Origin of the sequence: Photobacterium arenosum (genome assembly GCF_014841115.1) — a bacterium.
GTDB classification, from domain to species: domain Bacteria; phylum Pseudomonadota; class Gammaproteobacteria; order Enterobacterales; family Vibrionaceae; genus Photobacterium; species Photobacterium arenosum.
On the sequence record NZ_JACYTP010000018.1, the window covers coordinates 38,825 to 56,996 of the forward strand.

The following is an 18,172-nucleotide window of genomic DNA, read 5'->3' on the forward strand; positions in this document are numbered from 1 at the left end:
TTGATCCAGGAGTACAGCATTGGATTGTTACGAAAAAACCACCCGTTTGCTGGTACGGTTAGAACAGCAGTTACGCGCGCAAGGACTGTGGCAGCACAGCCCACCCAGTGAGGAAGCGCTGGCCAGTACTGAGCCATTCGCCATTGATACGCTGACATGTGCAGAATGGCTGCAATGGATTTTTCTGCCCCGTATGTATCATCTGGTCGAGGAAAGGCTGATGTTGCCGACTCAGTTCAATATTTATCCCTATGCTGAAGAGTCAGCCAAACTGGAACCTGAACTGGCCGGTGTGTTGCCGCTGATTGCTGAACTGGATCACTGGCTGGGCGGGGCGAATCAATGACAGCGCCAAATACTGAACTTGAGATCCTGTATCAGGATGACTATCTGGTTGCCGTTAACAAACCGGCCGGTATGCTGGTGCACCGCTCCTGGCTTGATCGCCACGAAACCCGGTTTGTGATGCAGACCCTGCGGGATCAGCTCGGTGGGCAGCATGTGTTTCCCTTACACCGACTCGATAAACCGACCTCAGGCGTACTGTTATTTGCACTCTCAAGCGAGATGGCCGCTGAAATGATGCCAAAATTTGCGGGCCGGGAGGTGAAGAAAACCTATCATGCTGTGGTACGCGGCTGGGTGAAAGAAGCCGCAGTATTGGATTATCCGCTGAAAGAAGAGCTGGATAAGATGAGCGATAAGCGGACCTTGCAGGACAAAGCACCGCAGGAGGCCGTCACAGCGTATCGTCCGCTCGCCAGAGTGGAAACCCCAATCCCTGTCGGCCGTTATGCAACCAGCCGCTATACCCTGGTTGAAATGAAACCGGAAACCGGCCGCAAGCATCAGCTGCGCCGGCACATGCATCATCTGAGTCATCATATTATTGGTGATGTGAACCATGGCGATGGCCGGCATAACCGCATGTTCAGGGAGCACTATGACTGTCACCGGCTGATGCTGCATGCCTCTGCGCTGGAATTTTTCCATCCGGTTACCGGTCTGCCGATAACGATCCGTGCAACCGTGGATCAGAGCTGGCAGGGTGTGATGCTGGCCTTCCAGTGGCCGCTGTCTTATCTGGACGGATAAAATCACCGTTTTTGATTGCAGGATCGCGCATTTGTGTTTCGGAATTTGCATCTGGCCGGTACAAGGGTCAGAGTAATCTCAGGTCATTGAAATTTAAACAGGGAGTGAGGTGTGACTGTGATGGCAACTATTGGTGTATTTGTGGGCTCTGTGTTTGGCGGGGCAGAGGAAGTCGCAGAAGAAGTCGTCAGCGAGCTGAAAACCAATGGCCACGATGCGGAACTGTTCACAGATCCCAGTCTGGACGATTTTCTTGCTTACCGGGATCAGGTCGCGTTGGTGATTACTTCCACCACAGGGCAGGGGGAGATCCCTGAAAATCTGTTGCCGCTGTATATGGCGCTGAATGATCAGTTTCCACTGATGCCGGCGCTCAACTATGGTGTGATAGCGATGGGCGATTCCAGTTACGGTGAGGACAGATACTGTGGCGGCGGACGGCAGTTTGACGCCTTACTTCAGGAGCTGCAGGCCAAGCCTGTGACTGCGCGTCTGGATATTGATGCCTGCGTCAATTTTGATCCGGCGGAAGCGGCGCTGCCCTGGCTGCAGGACTTTATGAAAAAAGTGCAGTAATGCCGGTGTCTCACAGGTAGCGAGATGTAAAAAGGGCACCTCAGCAGGTGCCCGATTTCTGACTTATTATTTACCACTAGTTACTTCAGTTTTGCCAGATCGGATTCGATCTCGGCAATTTTATGGCTGACCACCTGTTCCAGATGGCGTAAATCGTCCAGAATTTTTTTCTTGATATCGACATCGGTGTGACGCTTTTTCGTGATCTTGTCTAACTCGTCGGTGACAAAAGTCAGCTTGCGGTTAATCTCCGAGACTTCCTTGGCTTCACGGTTGCCGCTGTTCACGATGACAGACTTGGACTGGCGTTGGAATTTGAACTTCATGCTTTTGGCAAAAATCTCTCCTTTTCCTTTGGCGAAGTAGATTTTCAGAATGTCATTCGCAGCTTCCTGGCGCAGACTATAACTTTCAATGCGCTCAGGGTGTTCGATGCCCAGGCTGGTAAGGTTGGGGTACATGGCGGCCTCGTGTTGTTTCAGTCAATAAACCGTCTGCGCTCAGTACAACAAATGCGAACCTAAGTGGCATTACCTGGCGTTGATAGAGGCAGTTTGTTGCTACTCTAGCAATTTATGCTGGGTAAATCTTGCACGCGGCGCAGAATCTGCGTCAAGGATTCGCAACAGCCCGTCATGTTTGGCTGACGGGCTGACGGGTTTGACTATGCCGCGTCGTCAATACGTTCAATCAGTGCGGTTTTGAGCGCCGATTCCTGCTCGGCGCTCAGTTGCTGACCCTCTTCATTGACCAGAATGAAAAAGTCTTCTGCTCTCTCCCCTATGGTGGTGATCTTGGCGGCCTGCAGACTGACATTCTGATCGGCAAACACTGAACCTATCCGGGCCAGCAGCCCTGGCATGTCCAGTGCCACCAGCTCCATCATGGTCTTTTTGCCTGTTTTGGTGGGCAGAAAATCGACCTGGGTTTTGACGTTGAAATGGCGCAGCTTGCGTGGCGGACGCTTATTGCGCCGCACCGAAACCATGGTGTCCAGGGCATGGATAAGATCGTCCCGGACCGTGGCGCGGCGGTTGTCCGTCAGGGGATCACCGTTTGGATCCAGCACCATGAAGGTATCTAAGGTGTAGCCATCTTTACTGGTCATGATTTGTGCATCATGAACGCTGAGGTTTTTCTTATCCAGTTCGGCCACAACAATGGCAAACAGTTTGGCTTTGTCGCGGCTGTAAACGAACACTTCGGTCCCGCCACGGGTCGGCTTTTTGCTGATCAGTATCAGCGGCACATCCGGATTCTCATGTTTCAGCAGCGCCTCGGCATGCCAGGCTATCTGCTGGTGGGTGTGACGCAGAAAATAGTCGGCTTTAAAACGTTGCCAGAGCACGTCGACTTCACGCTGGCTGAAGCCTTGGCTGCGCAGCAGGGCAGAGGCCATTTGCTGGTTGTGGCGAATACGTTCGCGGACATCAGGCGGGTTTTCCAGGCCGCGACGTAGCGCTTTCTGGCTGGAGTAATACAGTTCGGCCAGCAGGGTGCGCTTCCAGCTGTTCCACAGCTCCTGATTGGTGGCGCAGATATCTGCCACTGTCAGGCAAATCAGATAATCCAACCGCTCTTCATCGCGCACTGTCTTGGCAAACTCAGTGATCACATCCGGGTCATAAATGTCTCTGCGCTGGGCGGTGACTGACATCAGCAGGTGATTCTTGACCAGCCAGGTGACCAGATTGGCTTCCGGTCGCGACAGGCCATGTTCAAGGCAGAACCGGTAGGCGTCGTCTGCCCCCAGCTCGGAATGGTCGCCGCCTCGGCCTTTGGCGATGTCGTGGAAAATTGCCGCCAGTATCAGCAATTCTTTTTTCTGAATCCGCGGATACACTTCGCAGCAGATAGGGTGAAGCTCCCGGTTGGCCGGATCGCTGAATTTGTTCATGTGTTTGAGCAGGCGGACACTGTGCTCATCCACGGTGTAAACATGGAACAGGTCAAACTGCATTTGCCCCACTATCTGGCTCCATTGCGGGAGATAGGCGGCAAGCACACCGTGGCGGTGCATCAGGCGAAAAGCTTTGTTCAGGGCGTTTGGCTGGCGTACCAGCTCCATGAATTTCTCGCGTGCTTCAGGAATATCCACTAAAAAGCGGTTCAGACGGCGGCGGGCAGTACGTAACTGGCGCAGCGTGGGGGCTGAAATGCCTTCTATCTCTGAATTACCTGCGATATGCAGGAACATGTCGAGAATGGTCTCCGGACGTGCCTGAAATAAGGCTGGCTTTCTGGCTTCGATGAGGTTGCCGACCAGGCGGAAATCGTCGTCCAGATCGACGATGGCTAACTCGTCACCGTTTTTCAGTATCGCCTGATCAAACAGCTGCAGCAGCATTTTATTGAGTTCGGCCACACGCCTGAGCGTGCGGTAGAACTCTTTCATCATCATTTCGACCGGTTTGTTGCCTTCCCCTTGATAGCCCAGTTTTTGCGCGACGGAAGCCTGATGCTCGAAGGTCAGCCGGTTGTCGTAGCGTTTGAGCTCACAATGCAGGGCAAAACGGATACGCCACAACGAGGCCTGGCACTCATACAGTTCACGGTACTCGGCATCTGTCAGAAAACCAAAGCGGCTCATCTCCAGCAGATTGGTCGCGCCGAAATGCCGGCGGGCGACCCAGCTTAAGGTGTGAATGTCACGCAGCCCGCCAGGGCTGGATTTGATATCCGGTTCCAGGTTATAGGTGGTGTCGTGATAGCGGGCATGGCGGATGCGCTGCTCTTCGACTTTGGCACGGTAGAAGGCTTCGCTGGGCCAGAATTTGCCGGAATTGACCTGATCCTGCAATTGCAGAAAGCTGTCTTCACTGCCGCACAGCAGGCGGGCTTCCTGAAGATTGGTGGCCACGGTTAAATCTTCCAGCCCGATATTGATACACTCTTCAACGGTACGGACGCTGTGGCCCACTTCCAGCTTGAGATCCCACAGTAAGGTCAGAAACTCACTGATTTGTTTTCCTGTATGATTATCAAGCGGGATGGTACTGAGCAGCAGGATGTCGACGTCAGACAAGGGATGCAGCTCGCCGCGACCGTATCCGCCGACCGCAACCAGCGAGAGATCGTCGCGCTTATCGAGTCCGAACAGGGGCCAGAGATGGCGAAGCAGCCGGTCTATACAGCCCGCTCTGGCTTCGACCAGCTCAGTCACAGGAACATGCTGGGAGAAGAGTAACTGCTGCTGATCGTTGAATTGCTCCAACTCTTCTTTGAGCATGATAAGCAGCTGAGCAGTGTCTTCGCAGCTGGTTGGGGTGTGGGGTTCGGATTGAATCTGTGTCATTGCTGTCCATGCCATGTTGAGGTATCAGTGACGGGCAATAAAGCCTTGTTTCCAAGCCTTTGCTGGTGGCTGGGAGGAAAACTGCCGTCTCTTTACTCTAGCCTGAATTACAGCAACAAAAAAGCCAGCAATGTGCTGGCTTTGAGTCAATGGTCAGTAATCGTCGAACTGACCTGCGGGTCAGGCGTTTTTCATCACCCGTGGCAGGCTTTCTTCTTTACGCAGGGTCAGGATTTCACAGCCGCTATCAGTGACCAGCAGCGTGTGTTCCCATTGCGCCGATTTCTTGCCGTCGACAGTGTAAACCGTCCAGCCGTCTTCATCATCGAGAAGGCAGCCGAACTTACCGGCATTGATCATTGGCTCGATGGTGAAACACATACCCGCTTTCAGTACAGTGCGGTCGGCGTTTTTGTAATGGACCACTTGCGGCTCTTCATGGAATTCATCACCGATGCCGTGGCCACAGTAGTCTCTGACAATGGTGAAGCGGCTGTTACCGTTTTTCACAAACTTCTGGATTGTGGTGCCAATCTCGCCCAGCTTGGTGCCCGGCTTCACTTTTTTAATGGCCTGGTAAAGGCTTTCCTGCGCGACACGGCACAGGCGTTTGTCTTCCAGTGAGACCTCGCCTACTTCAAACATTTTAGAGGTATCGCCGTGGTAGCCATCTTTGATTACCGTGATATCAATGTTGATGATATCGCCATCTTGCAATACATCTTGTTCGCTGGGAATGCCGTGGCATACCACATGGTTGATTGAGGTACAGATGGATTTAGGGAAACCGTGATAGTTCAGCGGAGCCGGGATCGCACCCTGGGTTTCGGTGATGTACTCATGACAGATCCGGTTCAGTTCTTCAGTGGATACGCCAGGTTTTACATACGGCTCAATCATTTCCAGTACGTCGGCAGCCAACTGGCCGGCAACGCGCATCTTTTCAATTTCTTCAGCCGTCTTGATCTTAATGCTCATGCAAACTTCTCTGCTCTGTCAGTCTCTATACTTTATATGGTATCAGCGAGAGCGGAGGATGAAAACTGACTTTGGCCTGCACAGAAGATTTTGACTGGATTTTTGCGGTCTAAATATGGTATAAAGCGCGCCGTAATTTGGCATATTGTGCGTTGACGAAAGTCAGTGCGGCAGGTCAGATTGCGAAAACATTATTTTATTTAATCACTCACACATATCGACACGTGCTCCGGGGTGCCCAAGGCTTATGAGTAAGTCGACCTTAAAAGGTCAAGGGTCGGTAGCATGGGATATGTGGACGCCTAACCCCAATTGAGGAATATTCAATGGCAACTGTATCAATGCGCGACATGCTGAAGGCTGGTGTACACTTTGGTCACCAAACCCGTTACTGGAACCCTAAGATGAAGCCATTCATCTTCGGTGCTCGTAACCGTGTACACATCATCAACCTTGAAAAAACTGTACCAATGTTCAACGAAGCGCTGGCAGAAATCAACAAGATCGCTGCTCGCAAAGGTAAAATCCTGTTCGTTGGTACTAAGCGTGCTGCAAGCGAATCTATCAAAGACGCGGCCAACAGCTGTGATCAGTACTACGTGAACAACCGTTGGTTGGGCGGTATGCTGACTAACTGGAAAACTGTTCGTCAGTCAATCAAACGTCTGAAAGATCTGGAGACTCAGTCTACCGATGGTACTTTCGACAAGCTGACTAAGAAAGAAGCGCTGATGCGTACTCGTGAAATGGAAAAACTGGAGAAATCTCTGGGCGGTATCAAGAACATGGGCGGTCTGCCAGACGCTATGTTCGTTATCGATGCTGATCACGAGCACATTGCTATCAAAGAAGCGAACAACCTGGGTATCCCAGTATTCTCTATCGTAGATACTAACTCTAACCCAGACGGCGTAGATTACGTTATCCCAGGTAACGATGACGCAATCCGTGCTATCCAGCTGTACACAGGTGCTGTTGCAACTACTGTTACTGAAGCTCGTAACCAGGACATCGTTGTTCAGGCTGAGCAAGACGGTTTCGTAGAAGCTGAGTAATCAGTCGCTCCTTTGAGCATCTTAAGTTACCTTGTGTAAACTAAGTATGGTTAACAGGGGCCGTTTACAGGCCCCTGATTTTTACACCAAGATTTGAAAACTGAGGATATAACAATGGCAACAGTTACAGCTGCCCTGGTTAAAGAACTGCGTGAGCGTACTGGCGCAGGTATGATGGAATGTAAAAAAGCACTGGTTGAAGCAAATGCTGATATCGAGCTGGCCATCGAGAACATGCGTAAGAGCGGCGCTGCAAAAGCGGCTAAGAAAGCAGGTAACATCGCTGCTGAAGGTTCTATCATCATCAAGAACAACGACAGCCTGGCTGCTCTGGTAGAAGTGAACTGCCAGACTGACTTCGTTGCTAAAGACGGCAACTTCCTGGCTTTCGCCAACGAAGTCGCTGATGCTGCATTGGCTGGCAAAACTGACATCGCTGAACTGCAAGCTCAGTTCGAAGAGAAGCGTATTGCTCTGGTTGCTAAAATTGGTGAGAACATCTCTATCCGTCGTGTTGCTTACATCGAAGGTGAGAAAGTGGCTTCTTACCGTCACGGCGACCGTATCGGTGTTGTTGTTGCTGGTAACGGCGAAGACGAAACCCTGAAGCACATTGCAATGCACGTTGCAGCTTCACGCCCAGAGTACGTGAACCCAGAAGACGTACCAGCTGACGTTGTTGCTAAAGAGCGTGAAGTTCAGGTTGAAATCGCCATGAACGAAGGCAAGCCTCAGGAAATCGCTGAGAAGATGGTTGAAGGCCGCATGAAGAAGTTCACTGGCGAAGTCTCTCTGACTGGTCAGCCTTTCATCATGGAGCCTAAGAAATCTGTCGGTGACGTACTGAAAGAAAACGGCGCTTCTGTTTCTACCTTTATTCGCCTGGAAGTAGGTGAAGGTATTGAGAAAGCAGAAGGCCTGAGCTTCGCTGAAGAAGTTGCTCTGGCGCAGAAAGGTTAATCTTTCGCAAATTGCTTATAGAAGACCGTGGCCAAGGCTGCGGTCTTTTTACAACTCCATATCTCTATAGTAAGCCTGGAAGGTACAATAAATGACCACGAATCCTAAACCGACTTATCAACGGATCCTGCTGAAACTGAGTGGCGAAGCGCTGCAGGGCGACGAAGGTTTTGGTATTGATGCACATGTGCTTGACCGCATGGCTCAGGAAATTAAAGAACTGGTAGAACTGGGCGTACAGGTGGGTCTGGTTATCGGTGGTGGTAATCTGTTCCGTGGTGCAGGTCTGGCTGCTGCGGGTATGAACCGAGTTGTGGGCGATCACATGGGTATGCTGGCGACAGTGATGAATGGCCTTGCCATGCGTGACGCGCTGCACCGTGCCTATGTGAACGCGAAAGTAATGTCAGCTATTCCGCTGAATGGTGTCTGTGACAGCTATAACTGGGCAGAAGCTATCAGCCAGCTTCGCCAGGGCCGGGTTGTTATTTTCTCTGCCGGTACAGGTAATCCTTTCTTTACGACAGATTCAGCGGCATGTCTGCGTGGTATTGAAATTGAAGCTGATGTTGTGCTGAAAGCCACAAAAGTGGACGGTGTTTACAGTGACGATCCAGTTAAAAACCCAGAAGCTGTTCTTTATGATAAGCTAGGTTATCAGGATGTTCTGGAACAAGAGCTGAAAGTCATGGATCTCGCCGCCTTCACATTGGCTCGTGACCACGGTATGCCGATTCGTGTGTTCAACATGAATAAACCTGGCGCACTGCGCAAAGTGGTGATGGGTGAGCCGGAAGGTACCTTGATCGCTCACAGCGAGTAAGGGCGTAACATATTGATAGGGTAGGAAAACAGCTTCCTGCTAAGACCGACTATTCAAGGGTACAAACGTGATTAACGATATTAAAACTGATGCGCAAACGCGCATGGAAAAAAGTGTTGAAGCACTGAAATCTCAGCTGGCAAAAGTGCGTACTGGTCGTGCACATCCAAGTTTGCTAGATGGTATTCAGGTTGACTATTACGGATCCAACACACCGCTGCGTCAAGTAGCTAACGTCATCGCTGAAGATGCCCGTACCCTGGCCATTACGGTATTCGACAAGGAACTGACGCCTAAAATTGAAAAGGCGATCATGATGTCGGATCTGGGCCTTAACCCATCCTCTGCAGGTACGGTTATCCGGGTTCCACTGCCAGCATTGACGGAAGAGCGTCGTAAAGACCTGGTGAAGGTTGTTCGCGCTGAAGCAGAACAAGGCCGTGTTGCCATTCGTAATATCCGTCGTGATGCCAACGCAGAAGTGAAGGCACTGCTGAAAGATAAAGAAATTTCAGAAGACGATGATCGTCGTGCTCAGGATGACATTCAGAAGCTGACTGATGCTGCCGTGAAGAAAATTGATACCATTTTGGAAGCGAAAGAAAAAGAGTTGATGGAAGTATAAGGTTCTCCTTACTTATTATTGACTCTGGCTTGATAAGCTCTAAAGCGCTGTGCGTGCAGCACGGCGCTTTTTTGTTGAGGGAAAAGTATGACAGAGCATACAAGCAGCACTGAATGGTACACCCAGAACCTGCCCAAGCACGTGGCTATCATTATGGATGGTAACGGACGCTGGGCGAAGGCGAAGGGTAAAGCGCGGGTGTTTGGCCATAAAGCCGGTGTAGAAGCCGTACGTAAAACTGTCTCTGCTGCGAGCCGTATTGGTATCCAGGTAGTGACTCTGTTTGCATTCAGCAGTGAAAACTGGCGCCGTCCGGAAGATGAAGTGTCTTTATTGATGGAACTCTTTCTGACCGTTCTTGGCCGGGAAGTGAAGCGTCTGCATAAAAATAACATCCGTCTTAAAATTATTGGCGACACCAGCCGCTTCAGTCAGCGTCTTCAGGACAAAATCACGGCAGCCGAAACTTTAACCGCTGGCAACACCGGCATGGTTCTCAACGTGGCGGCGAATTATGGCGGACAATGGGATATTCTTCAGGCTACTCAGGCTCTCGCCCGGGAAGTGGCCGAGCAGGGGCTGACCCCGGATGATATCACTGAAGACATGCTGGCTGCTCGCTTATCCACCAGTGGCTTGCCTGATGTCGATCTTCTTATTCGTACCAGTGGCGAATGCCGGATCAGCAACTTTATGCTGTGGCAGACCGCCTATGCCGAGTTGTATTTCACACCGCAACTCTGGCCTGATTTTGATGAAAATACCTTAGCCGATGCCATTGCCTGGTTTATGGATCGGGAGCGTCGTTTTGGTTGTACGGGTGAACAAATAAAAAAGTTACTGAAAGCTCAGTAACACCAAGATGGTAGCGCGGAAAATGGAACCCCGCTGCCATTCTGAAAACAAGCTCGTGGCTTGTTGGATTGCTGCCAAGCAAGATATTGCTGAGAAGCGACAACGATAAATAATAACGAGAGGAACAAGCTTGCTTAAGCAACGAATTTTGACTGCATTGGTTCTGGCACCATTGGTGGTAGCCGGCATCTTCCTGCTACCTTTTTCGGGTTTTATGTTGGCTATCGCAGGTATCACCCTGGTTGGCTTCTGGGAATGGACCCAGTTTGTAAATACCCGTTCACGCCTGCTGGCGATGGTACCCCCTGTTTTAGTCTTACTGGCGTCATTTCTGGCTCTCCCTGCAGATGCCATCGAATTGGGTAATTTACAATTTCCTCATCACATCATGTTAGCTGCAGGTGGCGCCTGGTGGTTGTTTGCCTGCTTGCTGGTCGTGACTTATCCGAACCAATCTGGCTTCTGGGTTGGTTCAACCACGCTTCGCTACCTTTTTGGCTTACTGACTTTGATTCCCTTTTTCTGGGGCGTCGTCATGTTACGTGCTGTTAACTATGCCGAAGCCCCCTATCTGGGTGCCAAACTGGTTATGTTGGTGTGTTTACTGGTCTGGGCGGCAGACAGCGGTGCTTATTTCGCGGGTAAACGTTTTGGCCGCCATAAAATGGCCCCCAGAGTCAGCCCGAATAAAACCCTTGAAGGGCTTGCCGGTGGTGTGGTGCTGGCAGTGGTCGTCGCGTGGGCAACCGCAGAACTGTTTGGCATAACCTTTAATAACAGCGGTGCACTGTTAGTGACAGTGGTGCTGACTGTGATTGCCTCTGTATTTGGTGATCTGGCAGAGAGTATGCTCAAGCGTGTTTCCGGAATTAAAGACAGTGGACAGATCTTACCTGGTCACGGTGGTATTCTGGACCGGATAGACAGCCTGACGGCGGCACTGCCCGTTTTTGCATTGCTCTATCTCTGGCTTATCTGAGACCTGATTCGGGGGGAAGCGGGTAACCACTTCCCCCATTTTGATTTTGATACCCTTGATAGTGTGTTGACCCCCTGTTTACACACTGACTGGAAATGAACGGTAGGATTATGGCTGTGAACAGCCAGAATTCATAAAGTAGTGAAGGTATGCGTAAGTTAACCATTCTTGGAGCAACGGGGTCGGTAGGCACCAGTACACTGGCCGTAGCGGCAAACAATCCTGACCACTTTGAGGTGGTCGCGCTGGCGGCTGGGACAGACAGCCGTAAAATGTTTGAACTGTGCTGTCAGTGGAAGCCCAAGTTTGCAGCTATGGCCTGCGAGCAGGCCGCACGTGAACTGTCTGAGCAGTTGAAAGCTCACGGTGTTGCCACTCAGGTGCTGACCGGTGTTGCTGGCATGTGCGAAATTGCCGCGCTGGATGAAGTGGATACCGTAATGGCCGCCATAGTGGGGGCAGCAGGGTTGATGCCGACTATGTCTGCGGTTAAAGCCGGGAAGCGAGTGCTGCTGGCTAATAAAGAAGCCCTGGTGATGTCTGGCCAGATGTTTATTGATGCCGTTGCGAAGTATGACGCAGAATTATTACCGGTGGACAGTGAACATAATGCTATTTATCAGTGTCTACCCTTAGGTGTTCAAAAGCAGACCGGGCGCTGTGATCTGTCTGCAGCTGGGATCAGTAAGATTTTGCTGACCGGCTCTGGTGGTCCGTTTCGCTATACCGATCCACGGGATCTGGAGACTGTGACACCGGAAATGGCCATTGCGCATCCAAACTGGTCGATGGGACCGAAGATTTCCGTTGACTCGGCCACTATGATGAATAAAGGGCTGGAGTACATAGAAGCCCGCTGGTTGTTTAATGCGTCCAGGGAGCAACTGGAGGTGCTGATTCATCCCCAGTCGGTGATTCACTCTATGGTACAGTACAAAGATGGTTCAGTGATTGCGCAGATGGGTTTGCCGGATATGCAGACGCCAATCGCTTTTGCCATGGCCTATCCTGAAAGGGTGGATGCCGGCGTTAAGCCGCTTGATTTTACCCAGGCGGGAGAACTGACATTTATGGCGCCGGATATGTCGCGTTATCCGTGTCTGCAGCTTGCGATAGATGCGTGCTACAGTGGACAGGCAGCAACAACGTCGCTCAATGCTGCCAATGAGGTGGCGGTGGCAGAGTTTCTGGCCGGTGGAATACGTTTTACCGATATCGCGCGAGTGAACCAGCAAGTGCTGGAGCGGATTAACCTGACAGAGCCGCGGAGTCTGGAGTGTGTGATGGCGTTGGATGCTGATGCACGACAGCTTGCGCAGCAAGTGATTCAGAAGGTAGCTAAATGATGGGAATTTTGTGGAATTTGGGCGCCTTTCTCGTTGCGCTGGGCATTTTAATTGCGGTGCATGAATTCGGACACTTCTGGGTTGCACGCCGTTGCGGCGTGTATGTCGAGCGTTTTTCCATTGGTTTTGGCAAACCCCTATGGCGCCGGGTTGATAAGCAAGGCACCGAATACATACTGGCAATGATCCCACTCGGCGGCTATGTCAAAATGCTGGATGAGCGGGTTGACACTGTACCGGCTGAACGTCGCCATCAGGCTTTCAATAACAAGTCATTGTGGCAAAGAAGCGCCATTGTGGCGGCTGGCCCTCTTGCTAACTTTGTTTTTGCTATCTTTGCCTATTGGGTTGTGTACCTGATTGGTGTCCCTGCGGTTAAGCCGGTGATCGGAGAGGTTGCGCCGCAGTCAATAGCTGCCCAGGCCGGTATTGAAAGCGGCATGGAACTTAAGTCAGTTTCCGGTATCCAAACTCCGGATTGGGAGTCCGTCAATATGGCCATGATAAGCCATATTGGTGATGATGAGATGACGCTGACAGCCGTGCCGTCGGAAGAGTCTTATGAAAAGACATTCAATCTGGATTTGCGCAACTGGTCTTTTGACCCGGAAAGTGAGCGTATACTGACGACTCTGGGTCTCACCCCGTTTTCACCGCCGATCACGCTGGAAATTGGTCAGTTGGTGGATAACGGAGCGGCCAAAAAAGCTGGCTTCGAAATAGGGGATACGATTGTCGCTATCGACAAGCAGCCGATTACTCAATGGCTGCAGGTGGTTGATGCGGTTCGTTCCAGCCCGGATCAAGCGCTGACAGTTCAGCTGCGCCGTGGCGACGAGCTGGTAGAAGCCTCCTTGACGCCCATTAGCAAAGAGTTGCCGAGCGGTGAGTGGGTTGGATATGCTGGCTTCGCACCTGTGATGTCAGAGTGGCCAGCAGATCAGCGCTTTGTTCGCCAGTATGGACCGATTGAGGCCATTGGTGAAGCGACCGGGAAAACCTGGCAACTGGTGACACTGACCTTTGATATGGTAACCAAACTGGTGACCGGGGATGTGGCACTGAAGAATTTAAGCGGCCCGATTTCTATCGCCAAAGGTGCGGGAACAACGGCTGATTATGGCATAGTGTACTTTTTGGGTTTCCTGGCTTTAATTAGCGTTAACCTGGGTATAGTGAACCTGTTGCCGCTGCCTGTGCTGGATGGTGGGCATTTACTCTTTTTTGCAATTGAAGCTGTGACACGACGTCCTGTTTCAGAGCGTATACAGGATCTTGGCTACCGTCTTGGATCTGTGATTTTAGTCGTTTTGATGGCTGTAGCGCTCATAAATGATTTTACCCGCCTTTAATAAGTGCGTTTTTAGCAAGGAATAATCAGAACAGTAATGGCGATGAAGAAACTGTTAGTCGCATCCCTCTTGCTTGGCAGCAGTGTGGTACATGCGGAACAATTTGTGGTGGATGATATCCGCTTTGAGGGATTACAGCGTGTAGCCTTGGGTGCTGCATTGCTGAAAACGCCTGTCAGAATTGGTGATTCGGTCGATGAACGTGACGTCGCGGATATGATCCAGGCCTTGTTTGCTTCAGGCAATTTTGAAGATATTCAGGTTTTTCGTGACGGCAATGCTCTGGTGGTGAAAGTCATTGAGCGTCCGACCATTGCCAGCATTACGTTTTCTGGCAACAAGGCAATCAAAGACGAGCAGCTCCAGGAAAACCTCAACGCGTCTAAAATCAGCGTGGGTGAAGCACTGGATCGCACTACTCTGAGTAAGATTGAAAAGGGCCTGGAAGATTTCTACTACAGTGTGGGCAAGTACAATGCCAGTGTTAAGGCCGTTGTGACCCCATTGCCACGAAATCGTGCTGACCTGAAATTTGTCTTTACCGAAGGGGTATCGGCGAAAATTCAGCAAATTAATTTCATTGGTAATAACGTGTTTACCGATGAAGATCTGCGCGACAAATTCAATCTGCAGGCCGATGTACCCTGGTGGAACTTCCTGGCCGATGAAAAGTATCAGAAACAGGTGCTGGCTGGTGATCTGGAAACCCTGCGTTCTCAGTACCTCAACAACGGTTATCTGAAATACAAGCTTGAATCGACCCATGTGTCTATCTCCCCTGATAAGAAAGGGGTATACATCACTCTGAATATCAATGAAGGCCAGCAGTATACTGTCAAGGGCGTCAAATTCCGCGGAAACCTGGTTGGCGCGCAGGGCGAACTGGCCGGGCTGGTCACCTTTAAAGAGGGTGATATTTACAACGGTGCGAAAGTCACAGGGTTGGAAGAGTCGATCAAACGCCGGCTTGGCGAGTTGGGTTATGCCTACCCGCAGGTGAATACCATTCCAGAGTTTGATGATACCAATCAGCAGGTGTCCCTGCTGGTGAACGTTGAGCCAGGCAAGCGTATTTACGTGCGTAATATTGCTTTCTCTGGCAATACATCAACTCAGGACGAAGTGTTGCGCCGCGAAATGCGCCAGATGGAAGGCAGCTGGCTCAACTCTAAGTCAATTGAACGCGGTAAAGAACGTCTGAACCGTACCGGTTTCTTTGAATCGGTTGATGTACAGACAGTGCGTGTTCCGGGCACCGAAGATCAGGTCGATGTTCAGTACAAGGTGAAAGAAGCCAACGCTGGTAACATCAACTTTGGTGTCGGTTATGGTACTGAATCCGGAGTTTCTTTCCAGGCTGGTATCCAGCAGGACAACTTCCTGGGAACCGGTAACCGTTTCGGCATCAGTGCCATGATGAATGACTACCAGAAAAACGTGAGCGTTGAGTACCGCGACCCGTATTTCACGCTGGATGGTATCAGCCTGGGCGGCAAAGTGTACTACAACGAGTTTGAAGCCTCTGACGCTAACATTTCTGACTATACCAACCAGAGCTACGGTACCAGTCTGACCTGGGGTTTTCCGTATGATGAACTGAATTTCTTTGAATTTGGTCTGGGCTATGACCACAACAAGATCTCGAATACGGAAGAGTATTATCAGATCGAAAAATTCAAACAAATTCATGATTTTGATCAAGCGAATACTTCCATTGAGCTGGATGACTTTGACTGGTCGGTTTCCTGGACCCGCAATAACCTGAACCGTGGCTTCTTCCCGACAGCAGGTAACCATCAGCGTGCTACCTTCCGCATGACAGTACCGGGTTCAGATGCCCAGTATTTTAAAGCGCAGTATGATGTCCGTCAGTACTTCCCGTTAACTCAGGAACAGGACTTTACCCTGTTGCTTCGCGGACGGCTGGGCTATGGTAATGGTTACGGCACAACGGATAATGGCAGTGATCAGCTATTGCCGTTTTATGAAAACTTCTATGCGGGTGGCTTCTCTACCCTGCGTGGGTTCCGTTCCAATACTGTGGGTCCGAAAGCTGTCTATGTTGGCGGCTGTGATAGCGGTGGTAGCATAGGTGGCAATAACAGCTGTGCGACAGGTTCTGACGATGCTGCGGGCGGTAATGCTGTCGCACTGGCCAGTGTTGAGCTGATCGTCCCGACTCCGTTTGCTTCTGAAGAGGCGAGGAATCAGATCCGTACCAGCCTGTTTATTGATGCCGGTAACGTGTGGGACACAGAATACGATTTGAGCGGACAGGACGGTGATTTTCTGTATGACTATTCAGATCCTTTCCTGATCCGTGCTTCATATGGTGCGGCTCTGCAGTGGATGTCACCAATGGGACCTCTGGTCTTTTCGGTAGCGAGGCCACTTAAGAAATACGATGGCGATGACGAAGAATTCTTCACATTTACCATCGGACGCACATTCTAACCCTTTAAGGAGAGAGCCTTTGAAACAGTGGATTAAAGCAGCCGGTCTTAGCCTGGTCGTTCTTTCATCATCTATGTATACCCAGGCAGCGGCAGCGGCTGAGAAGGTAGGCTACGTTGCCACGGCTCAAGCCATGGCGCAACTGGCACAGCGTTACAACTTGCAGGATAAGCTGCGTAACGAGTTCCAGGGACGGGTAACAGAATTGCGCTCGCTGGAAACCAATATCAAATCTAAGCTGGAAAAGCTCAAGCGTGATGGTCAGCTGATGAGTGCCAGCGACAAGTCTAAACTGCAAAACGAGTTGCAGACGCTGGATGGCCAGTTCAAGCAAAAAGCGCGTGCTCTGCAGGAAGATCAGGCGCGTCGTGCGTCGGAAGAGCAGCAAAAGCTGGCCATGAAACTGCGTACAGCGATTCAGGATGTGGCTAAGCGCGAAGGCTACGATATGGTTGTTGATGGTCAGGCAATCCTGTTTGCTAACCCTAAAGATGATCTGTCTGCGAAAGTGATGTCAGCGGTGAAATAAGCTGCGCTTGTTTCACTGAGTGCTAGCGAGAGAGTACACCGGGAGGGAATCAAGGTCCGTCTGGTGTATTCCTCTTAGTATCCAAAATGACATTATTATGTGAACATTGTTCAAATTGTGGGCGTTTCTGCGTTATCCCTTTGCATTGTCTCTTACTCCGCAGATAATAAGGCGCAGTACGTACAAAACGAAATATTAAGGTAAATAATGGCTGCATTGACGCTTGCTGCATTAGCAGAAAAATTAGGTGCGGAGCTGCGTGGTGACGCAGCGGCCGAAGTCACAGCAATTGCAGGGTTGGGCCAGGCAGGCTCCGGCCAGATCACTTTCCTTTCCAGCAGTAAATACCGTCAGCACCTGCAAGCGTGCAAGGCGACAGCGGTGATGTTGACACCGGCTGATGCTGAATATTTCGACGGAAATGCACTGATCGTTAAAGACCCTTATCTGGCCTACGCCAAAGTGGCTCAGTGGCTCGATTCCACACCAGCCAGCGCGGTAGATATTGCGCCATCAGCGTATATTGCCCCTGACGCCGTTCTGGGTGAGGGCGTTGCCGTTGGCCATAATGCCGTGATCGAATCCGGTGTGGTGCTGGGTGATCATGTTCAGGTTGGTCCCGGCTGCTTTGTCGGTAAAGGTGCGCGCCTTGGCAGTCGCACTAAGCTATGGGCCAATGTCAGTATTTATCACAATGTTGTGCTGGGTGACGATTGCCTGGTTCAGTCGGGGACAGTGATTGGCTCTGATGGCTTTGGTTATGCGAACGATAAAGGCCAGTGGCAAAAAATTCCTCAGCTGGGCACGGTGCGTATTGGTAACAGAGTAGAGATCGGAGCTTGTACCACTATTGATCGTGGTGCGCTTGAGGATACCCTGATCGCTGATGGTGTTATCATTGATAACCAGTGTCAGATTGCCCATAACGTTTCCATTGGTGAAAATACTGCGATTGCAGGTGCTACGGTTATGGCAGGCAGCCTGAAAGTCGGTAAACATTGTTTTATTGGCGGAGCCAGTGTGTTCAATGGCCATATGGAAATTACCGATGGCGTGACTGTGACAGGTATGGCAATGGTCATGAGACCTATTACTGAGCCTGGCGTGTATTCATCCGGTATCCCACTACAAACTAACCGGGAATGGCGTAAAACGGCGGCACGTGTTCTGAAAATTGAAGAAATGAATAAGCGATTGAAATCTGTAGAGAAAAAACTCGAAAAAGATAGTCAGTAGTTTTTCGTTCTCAT

General features: G+C 50.8%; 17 protein-coding genes. 14 read left to right on the forward strand and 3 right to left on the reverse strand.

What is annotated here, in order from left to right; genetic code table 11:
- Positions 1-19 precede the first annotated feature (19 nt).
- The 3 genes from IFO68_RS20080 (at position 20) to IFO68_RS20090 (ending at position 1,671) form a co-directional block, all read left to right on the forward strand.
- Positions 20-346 (forward strand): YqcC family protein, encoded by a 327-nt coding sequence (locus IFO68_RS20080; protein ID WP_161444723.1) that lies wholly within the window; start codon positions 20-22, stop codon positions 344-346.
- Entirely contained in the window at positions 343-1,095 is a 753-nt protein-coding gene (truC, locus tag IFO68_RS20085; RefSeq protein ID WP_192017568.1) for a tRNA pseudouridine(65) synthase TruC, read from the forward strand. The genes IFO68_RS20080 and truC overlap by 4 nt, the downstream gene beginning before the upstream one ends.
- A 120-nt stretch (positions 1,096-1,215) precedes the next feature.
- Complete coding sequence (locus tag IFO68_RS20090; protein ID WP_192017609.1) at positions 1,216-1,671, forward strand: flavodoxin; 456 nt, start codon at positions 1,216-1,218, stop codon at positions 1,669-1,671.
- Positions 1,672-1,751: 80 nt separating this feature from the next.
- Here IFO68_RS20090 and IFO68_RS20095 read toward each other — a convergent pair whose 3' ends face one another.
- The 3 genes from IFO68_RS20095 to map all read right to left on the reverse strand — a co-directional run bounded on the left by IFO68_RS20095 (position 1,752) and on the right by map (position 5,944).
- Positions 1,752-2,132, reverse strand: coding sequence for a DUF3461 family protein (locus IFO68_RS20095; RefSeq protein ID WP_192017569.1), 381 nt, complete (start codon positions 2,130-2,132; stop codon positions 1,752-1,754).
- A gap of 203 nt (positions 2,133-2,335) precedes the next feature.
- The gene (gene glnD, locus IFO68_RS20100; RefSeq protein ID WP_192017570.1) at positions 2,336-4,966 is read right to left on the reverse strand and encodes a bifunctional uridylyltransferase/uridylyl-removing protein GlnD; all 2,631 of its coding nucleotides are present in this window, start codon (positions 4,964-4,966) and stop codon (positions 2,336-2,338) included.
- A 180-nt stretch (positions 4,967-5,146) separates the two neighbouring features.
- Entirely contained in the window at positions 5,147-5,944 is a 798-nt protein-coding gene (map, locus tag IFO68_RS20105) for a type I methionyl aminopeptidase (protein WP_192017571.1), read from the reverse strand.
- Positions 5,945-6,270: 326 nt separating this feature from the next.
- Between map and rpsB the strand changes: the two genes are divergently transcribed.
- The 11 genes from rpsB to lpxD all read left to right on the forward strand — a co-directional run bounded on the left by rpsB (position 6,271) and on the right by lpxD (position 18,158).
- Positions 6,271-6,999: a 30S ribosomal protein S2 gene (gene rpsB / locus IFO68_RS20110; protein WP_192017572.1), complete on the forward strand. Its 729-nt coding sequence runs from the start codon at positions 6,271-6,273 to the stop codon at positions 6,997-6,999.
- Positions 7,000-7,113: 114 nt separating this feature from the next.
- Positions 7,114-7,959 (forward strand): translation elongation factor Ts, encoded by an 846-nt coding sequence (tsf, locus tag IFO68_RS20115; protein ID WP_192017573.1) that lies wholly within the window; start codon positions 7,114-7,116, stop codon positions 7,957-7,959.
- Positions 7,960-8,050: 91 nt separating this feature from the next.
- A complete protein-coding gene (pyrH, locus tag IFO68_RS20120) occupies positions 8,051-8,782 on the forward strand; it encodes a UMP kinase (protein WP_027251665.1) in 732 nt (243 codons plus the stop codon).
- Positions 8,783-8,849: 67 nt separating this feature from the next.
- Positions 8,850-9,407 (forward strand): ribosome recycling factor, encoded by a 558-nt coding sequence (gene frr / locus IFO68_RS20125; protein ID WP_192017574.1) that lies wholly within the window; start codon positions 8,850-8,852, stop codon positions 9,405-9,407.
- An 87-nt stretch (positions 9,408-9,494) separates the two neighbouring features.
- Positions 9,495-10,262 carry an isoprenyl transferase gene (locus IFO68_RS20130; protein ID WP_192017575.1) on the forward strand — a complete coding sequence of 256 codons (768 nt, stop codon included), beginning with the start codon at positions 9,495-9,497 and terminating at the stop codon, positions 10,260-10,262.
- Between the two features lie 130 nt (positions 10,263-10,392).
- A complete protein-coding gene (locus tag IFO68_RS20135) occupies positions 10,393-11,241 on the forward strand; it encodes a phosphatidate cytidylyltransferase (RefSeq protein ID WP_192017576.1) in 849 nt (282 codons plus the stop codon).
- Positions 11,242-11,390: 149 nt separating this feature from the next.
- Positions 11,391-12,587 (forward strand): 1-deoxy-D-xylulose-5-phosphate reductoisomerase, encoded by a 1,197-nt coding sequence (gene ispC / locus IFO68_RS20140; protein ID WP_192017577.1) that lies wholly within the window; start codon positions 11,391-11,393, stop codon positions 12,585-12,587.
- The gene (gene rseP / locus IFO68_RS20145) at positions 12,584-13,939 is read left to right on the forward strand and encodes a sigma E protease regulator RseP (protein WP_192017578.1); all 1,356 of its coding nucleotides are present in this window, start codon (positions 12,584-12,586) and stop codon (positions 13,937-13,939) included. The genes ispC and rseP overlap by 4 nt, the downstream gene beginning before the upstream one ends.
- Positions 13,940-13,975: 36 nt before the next feature.
- The gene (gene bamA / locus IFO68_RS20150; protein WP_192017579.1) at positions 13,976-16,393 is read left to right on the forward strand and encodes an outer membrane protein assembly factor BamA; all 2,418 of its coding nucleotides are present in this window, start codon (positions 13,976-13,978) and stop codon (positions 16,391-16,393) included.
- Positions 16,394-16,412: 19 nt separating this feature from the next.
- Complete coding sequence (locus IFO68_RS20155) at positions 16,413-16,922, forward strand: OmpH family outer membrane protein (protein WP_192017580.1); 510 nt, start codon at positions 16,413-16,415, stop codon at positions 16,920-16,922.
- A 207-nt stretch (positions 16,923-17,129) separates the two neighbouring features.
- Entirely contained in the window at positions 17,130-18,158 is a 1,029-nt protein-coding gene (lpxD, locus tag IFO68_RS20160; RefSeq protein ID WP_192017581.1) for a UDP-3-O-(3-hydroxymyristoyl)glucosamine N-acyltransferase, read from the forward strand.
- The last annotated feature ends 14 nt before the right edge of the window (positions 18,159-18,172 follow it).

What these genes read in the sequence shown, in the direction of transcription:
- truC (WP_192017568.1), top strand. Translation starts at nt 343, where the DNA reads ATGACAGCGCCAAATACTGAACTTGAGATCCTGTATCAGGATGACTAT.
- IFO68_RS20090 (WP_192017609.1), top strand. Translation starts at nt 1,216, where the DNA reads ATGGCAACTATTGGTGTATTTGTGGGCTCTGTGTTTGGCGGGGCAGAG.
- IFO68_RS20095 (WP_192017569.1), bottom strand. Translation starts at nt 2,132, where the DNA reads ATGTACCCCAACCTTACCAGCCTGGGCATCGAACACCCTGAGCGCATT.
- glnD (WP_192017570.1), bottom strand. Translation starts at nt 4,966, where the DNA reads ATGACACAGATTCAATCCGAACCCCACACCCCAACCAGCTGCGAAGAC.
- map (WP_192017571.1), bottom strand. Translation starts at nt 5,944, where the DNA reads ATGAGCATTAAGATCAAGACGGCTGAAGAAATTGAAAAGATGCGCGTT.
- rpsB (WP_192017572.1), top strand. Translation starts at nt 6,271, where the DNA reads ATGGCAACTGTATCAATGCGCGACATGCTGAAGGCTGGTGTACACTTT.
- tsf (WP_192017573.1), top strand. Translation starts at nt 7,114, where the DNA reads ATGGCAACAGTTACAGCTGCCCTGGTTAAAGAACTGCGTGAGCGTACT.
- pyrH (WP_027251665.1), top strand. Translation starts at nt 8,051, where the DNA reads ATGACCACGAATCCTAAACCGACTTATCAACGGATCCTGCTGAAACTG.
- IFO68_RS20130 (WP_192017575.1), top strand. Translation starts at nt 9,495, where the DNA reads ATGACAGAGCATACAAGCAGCACTGAATGGTACACCCAGAACCTGCCC.
- ispC (WP_192017577.1), top strand. Translation starts at nt 11,391, where the DNA reads ATGCGTAAGTTAACCATTCTTGGAGCAACGGGGTCGGTAGGCACCAGT.
- rseP (WP_192017578.1), top strand. Translation starts at nt 12,584, where the DNA reads ATGATGGGAATTTTGTGGAATTTGGGCGCCTTTCTCGTTGCGCTGGGC.
- bamA (WP_192017579.1), top strand. Translation starts at nt 13,976, where the DNA reads ATGGCGATGAAGAAACTGTTAGTCGCATCCCTCTTGCTTGGCAGCAGT.
- lpxD (WP_192017581.1), top strand. Translation starts at nt 17,130, where the DNA reads ATGGCTGCATTGACGCTTGCTGCATTAGCAGAAAAATTAGGTGCGGAG.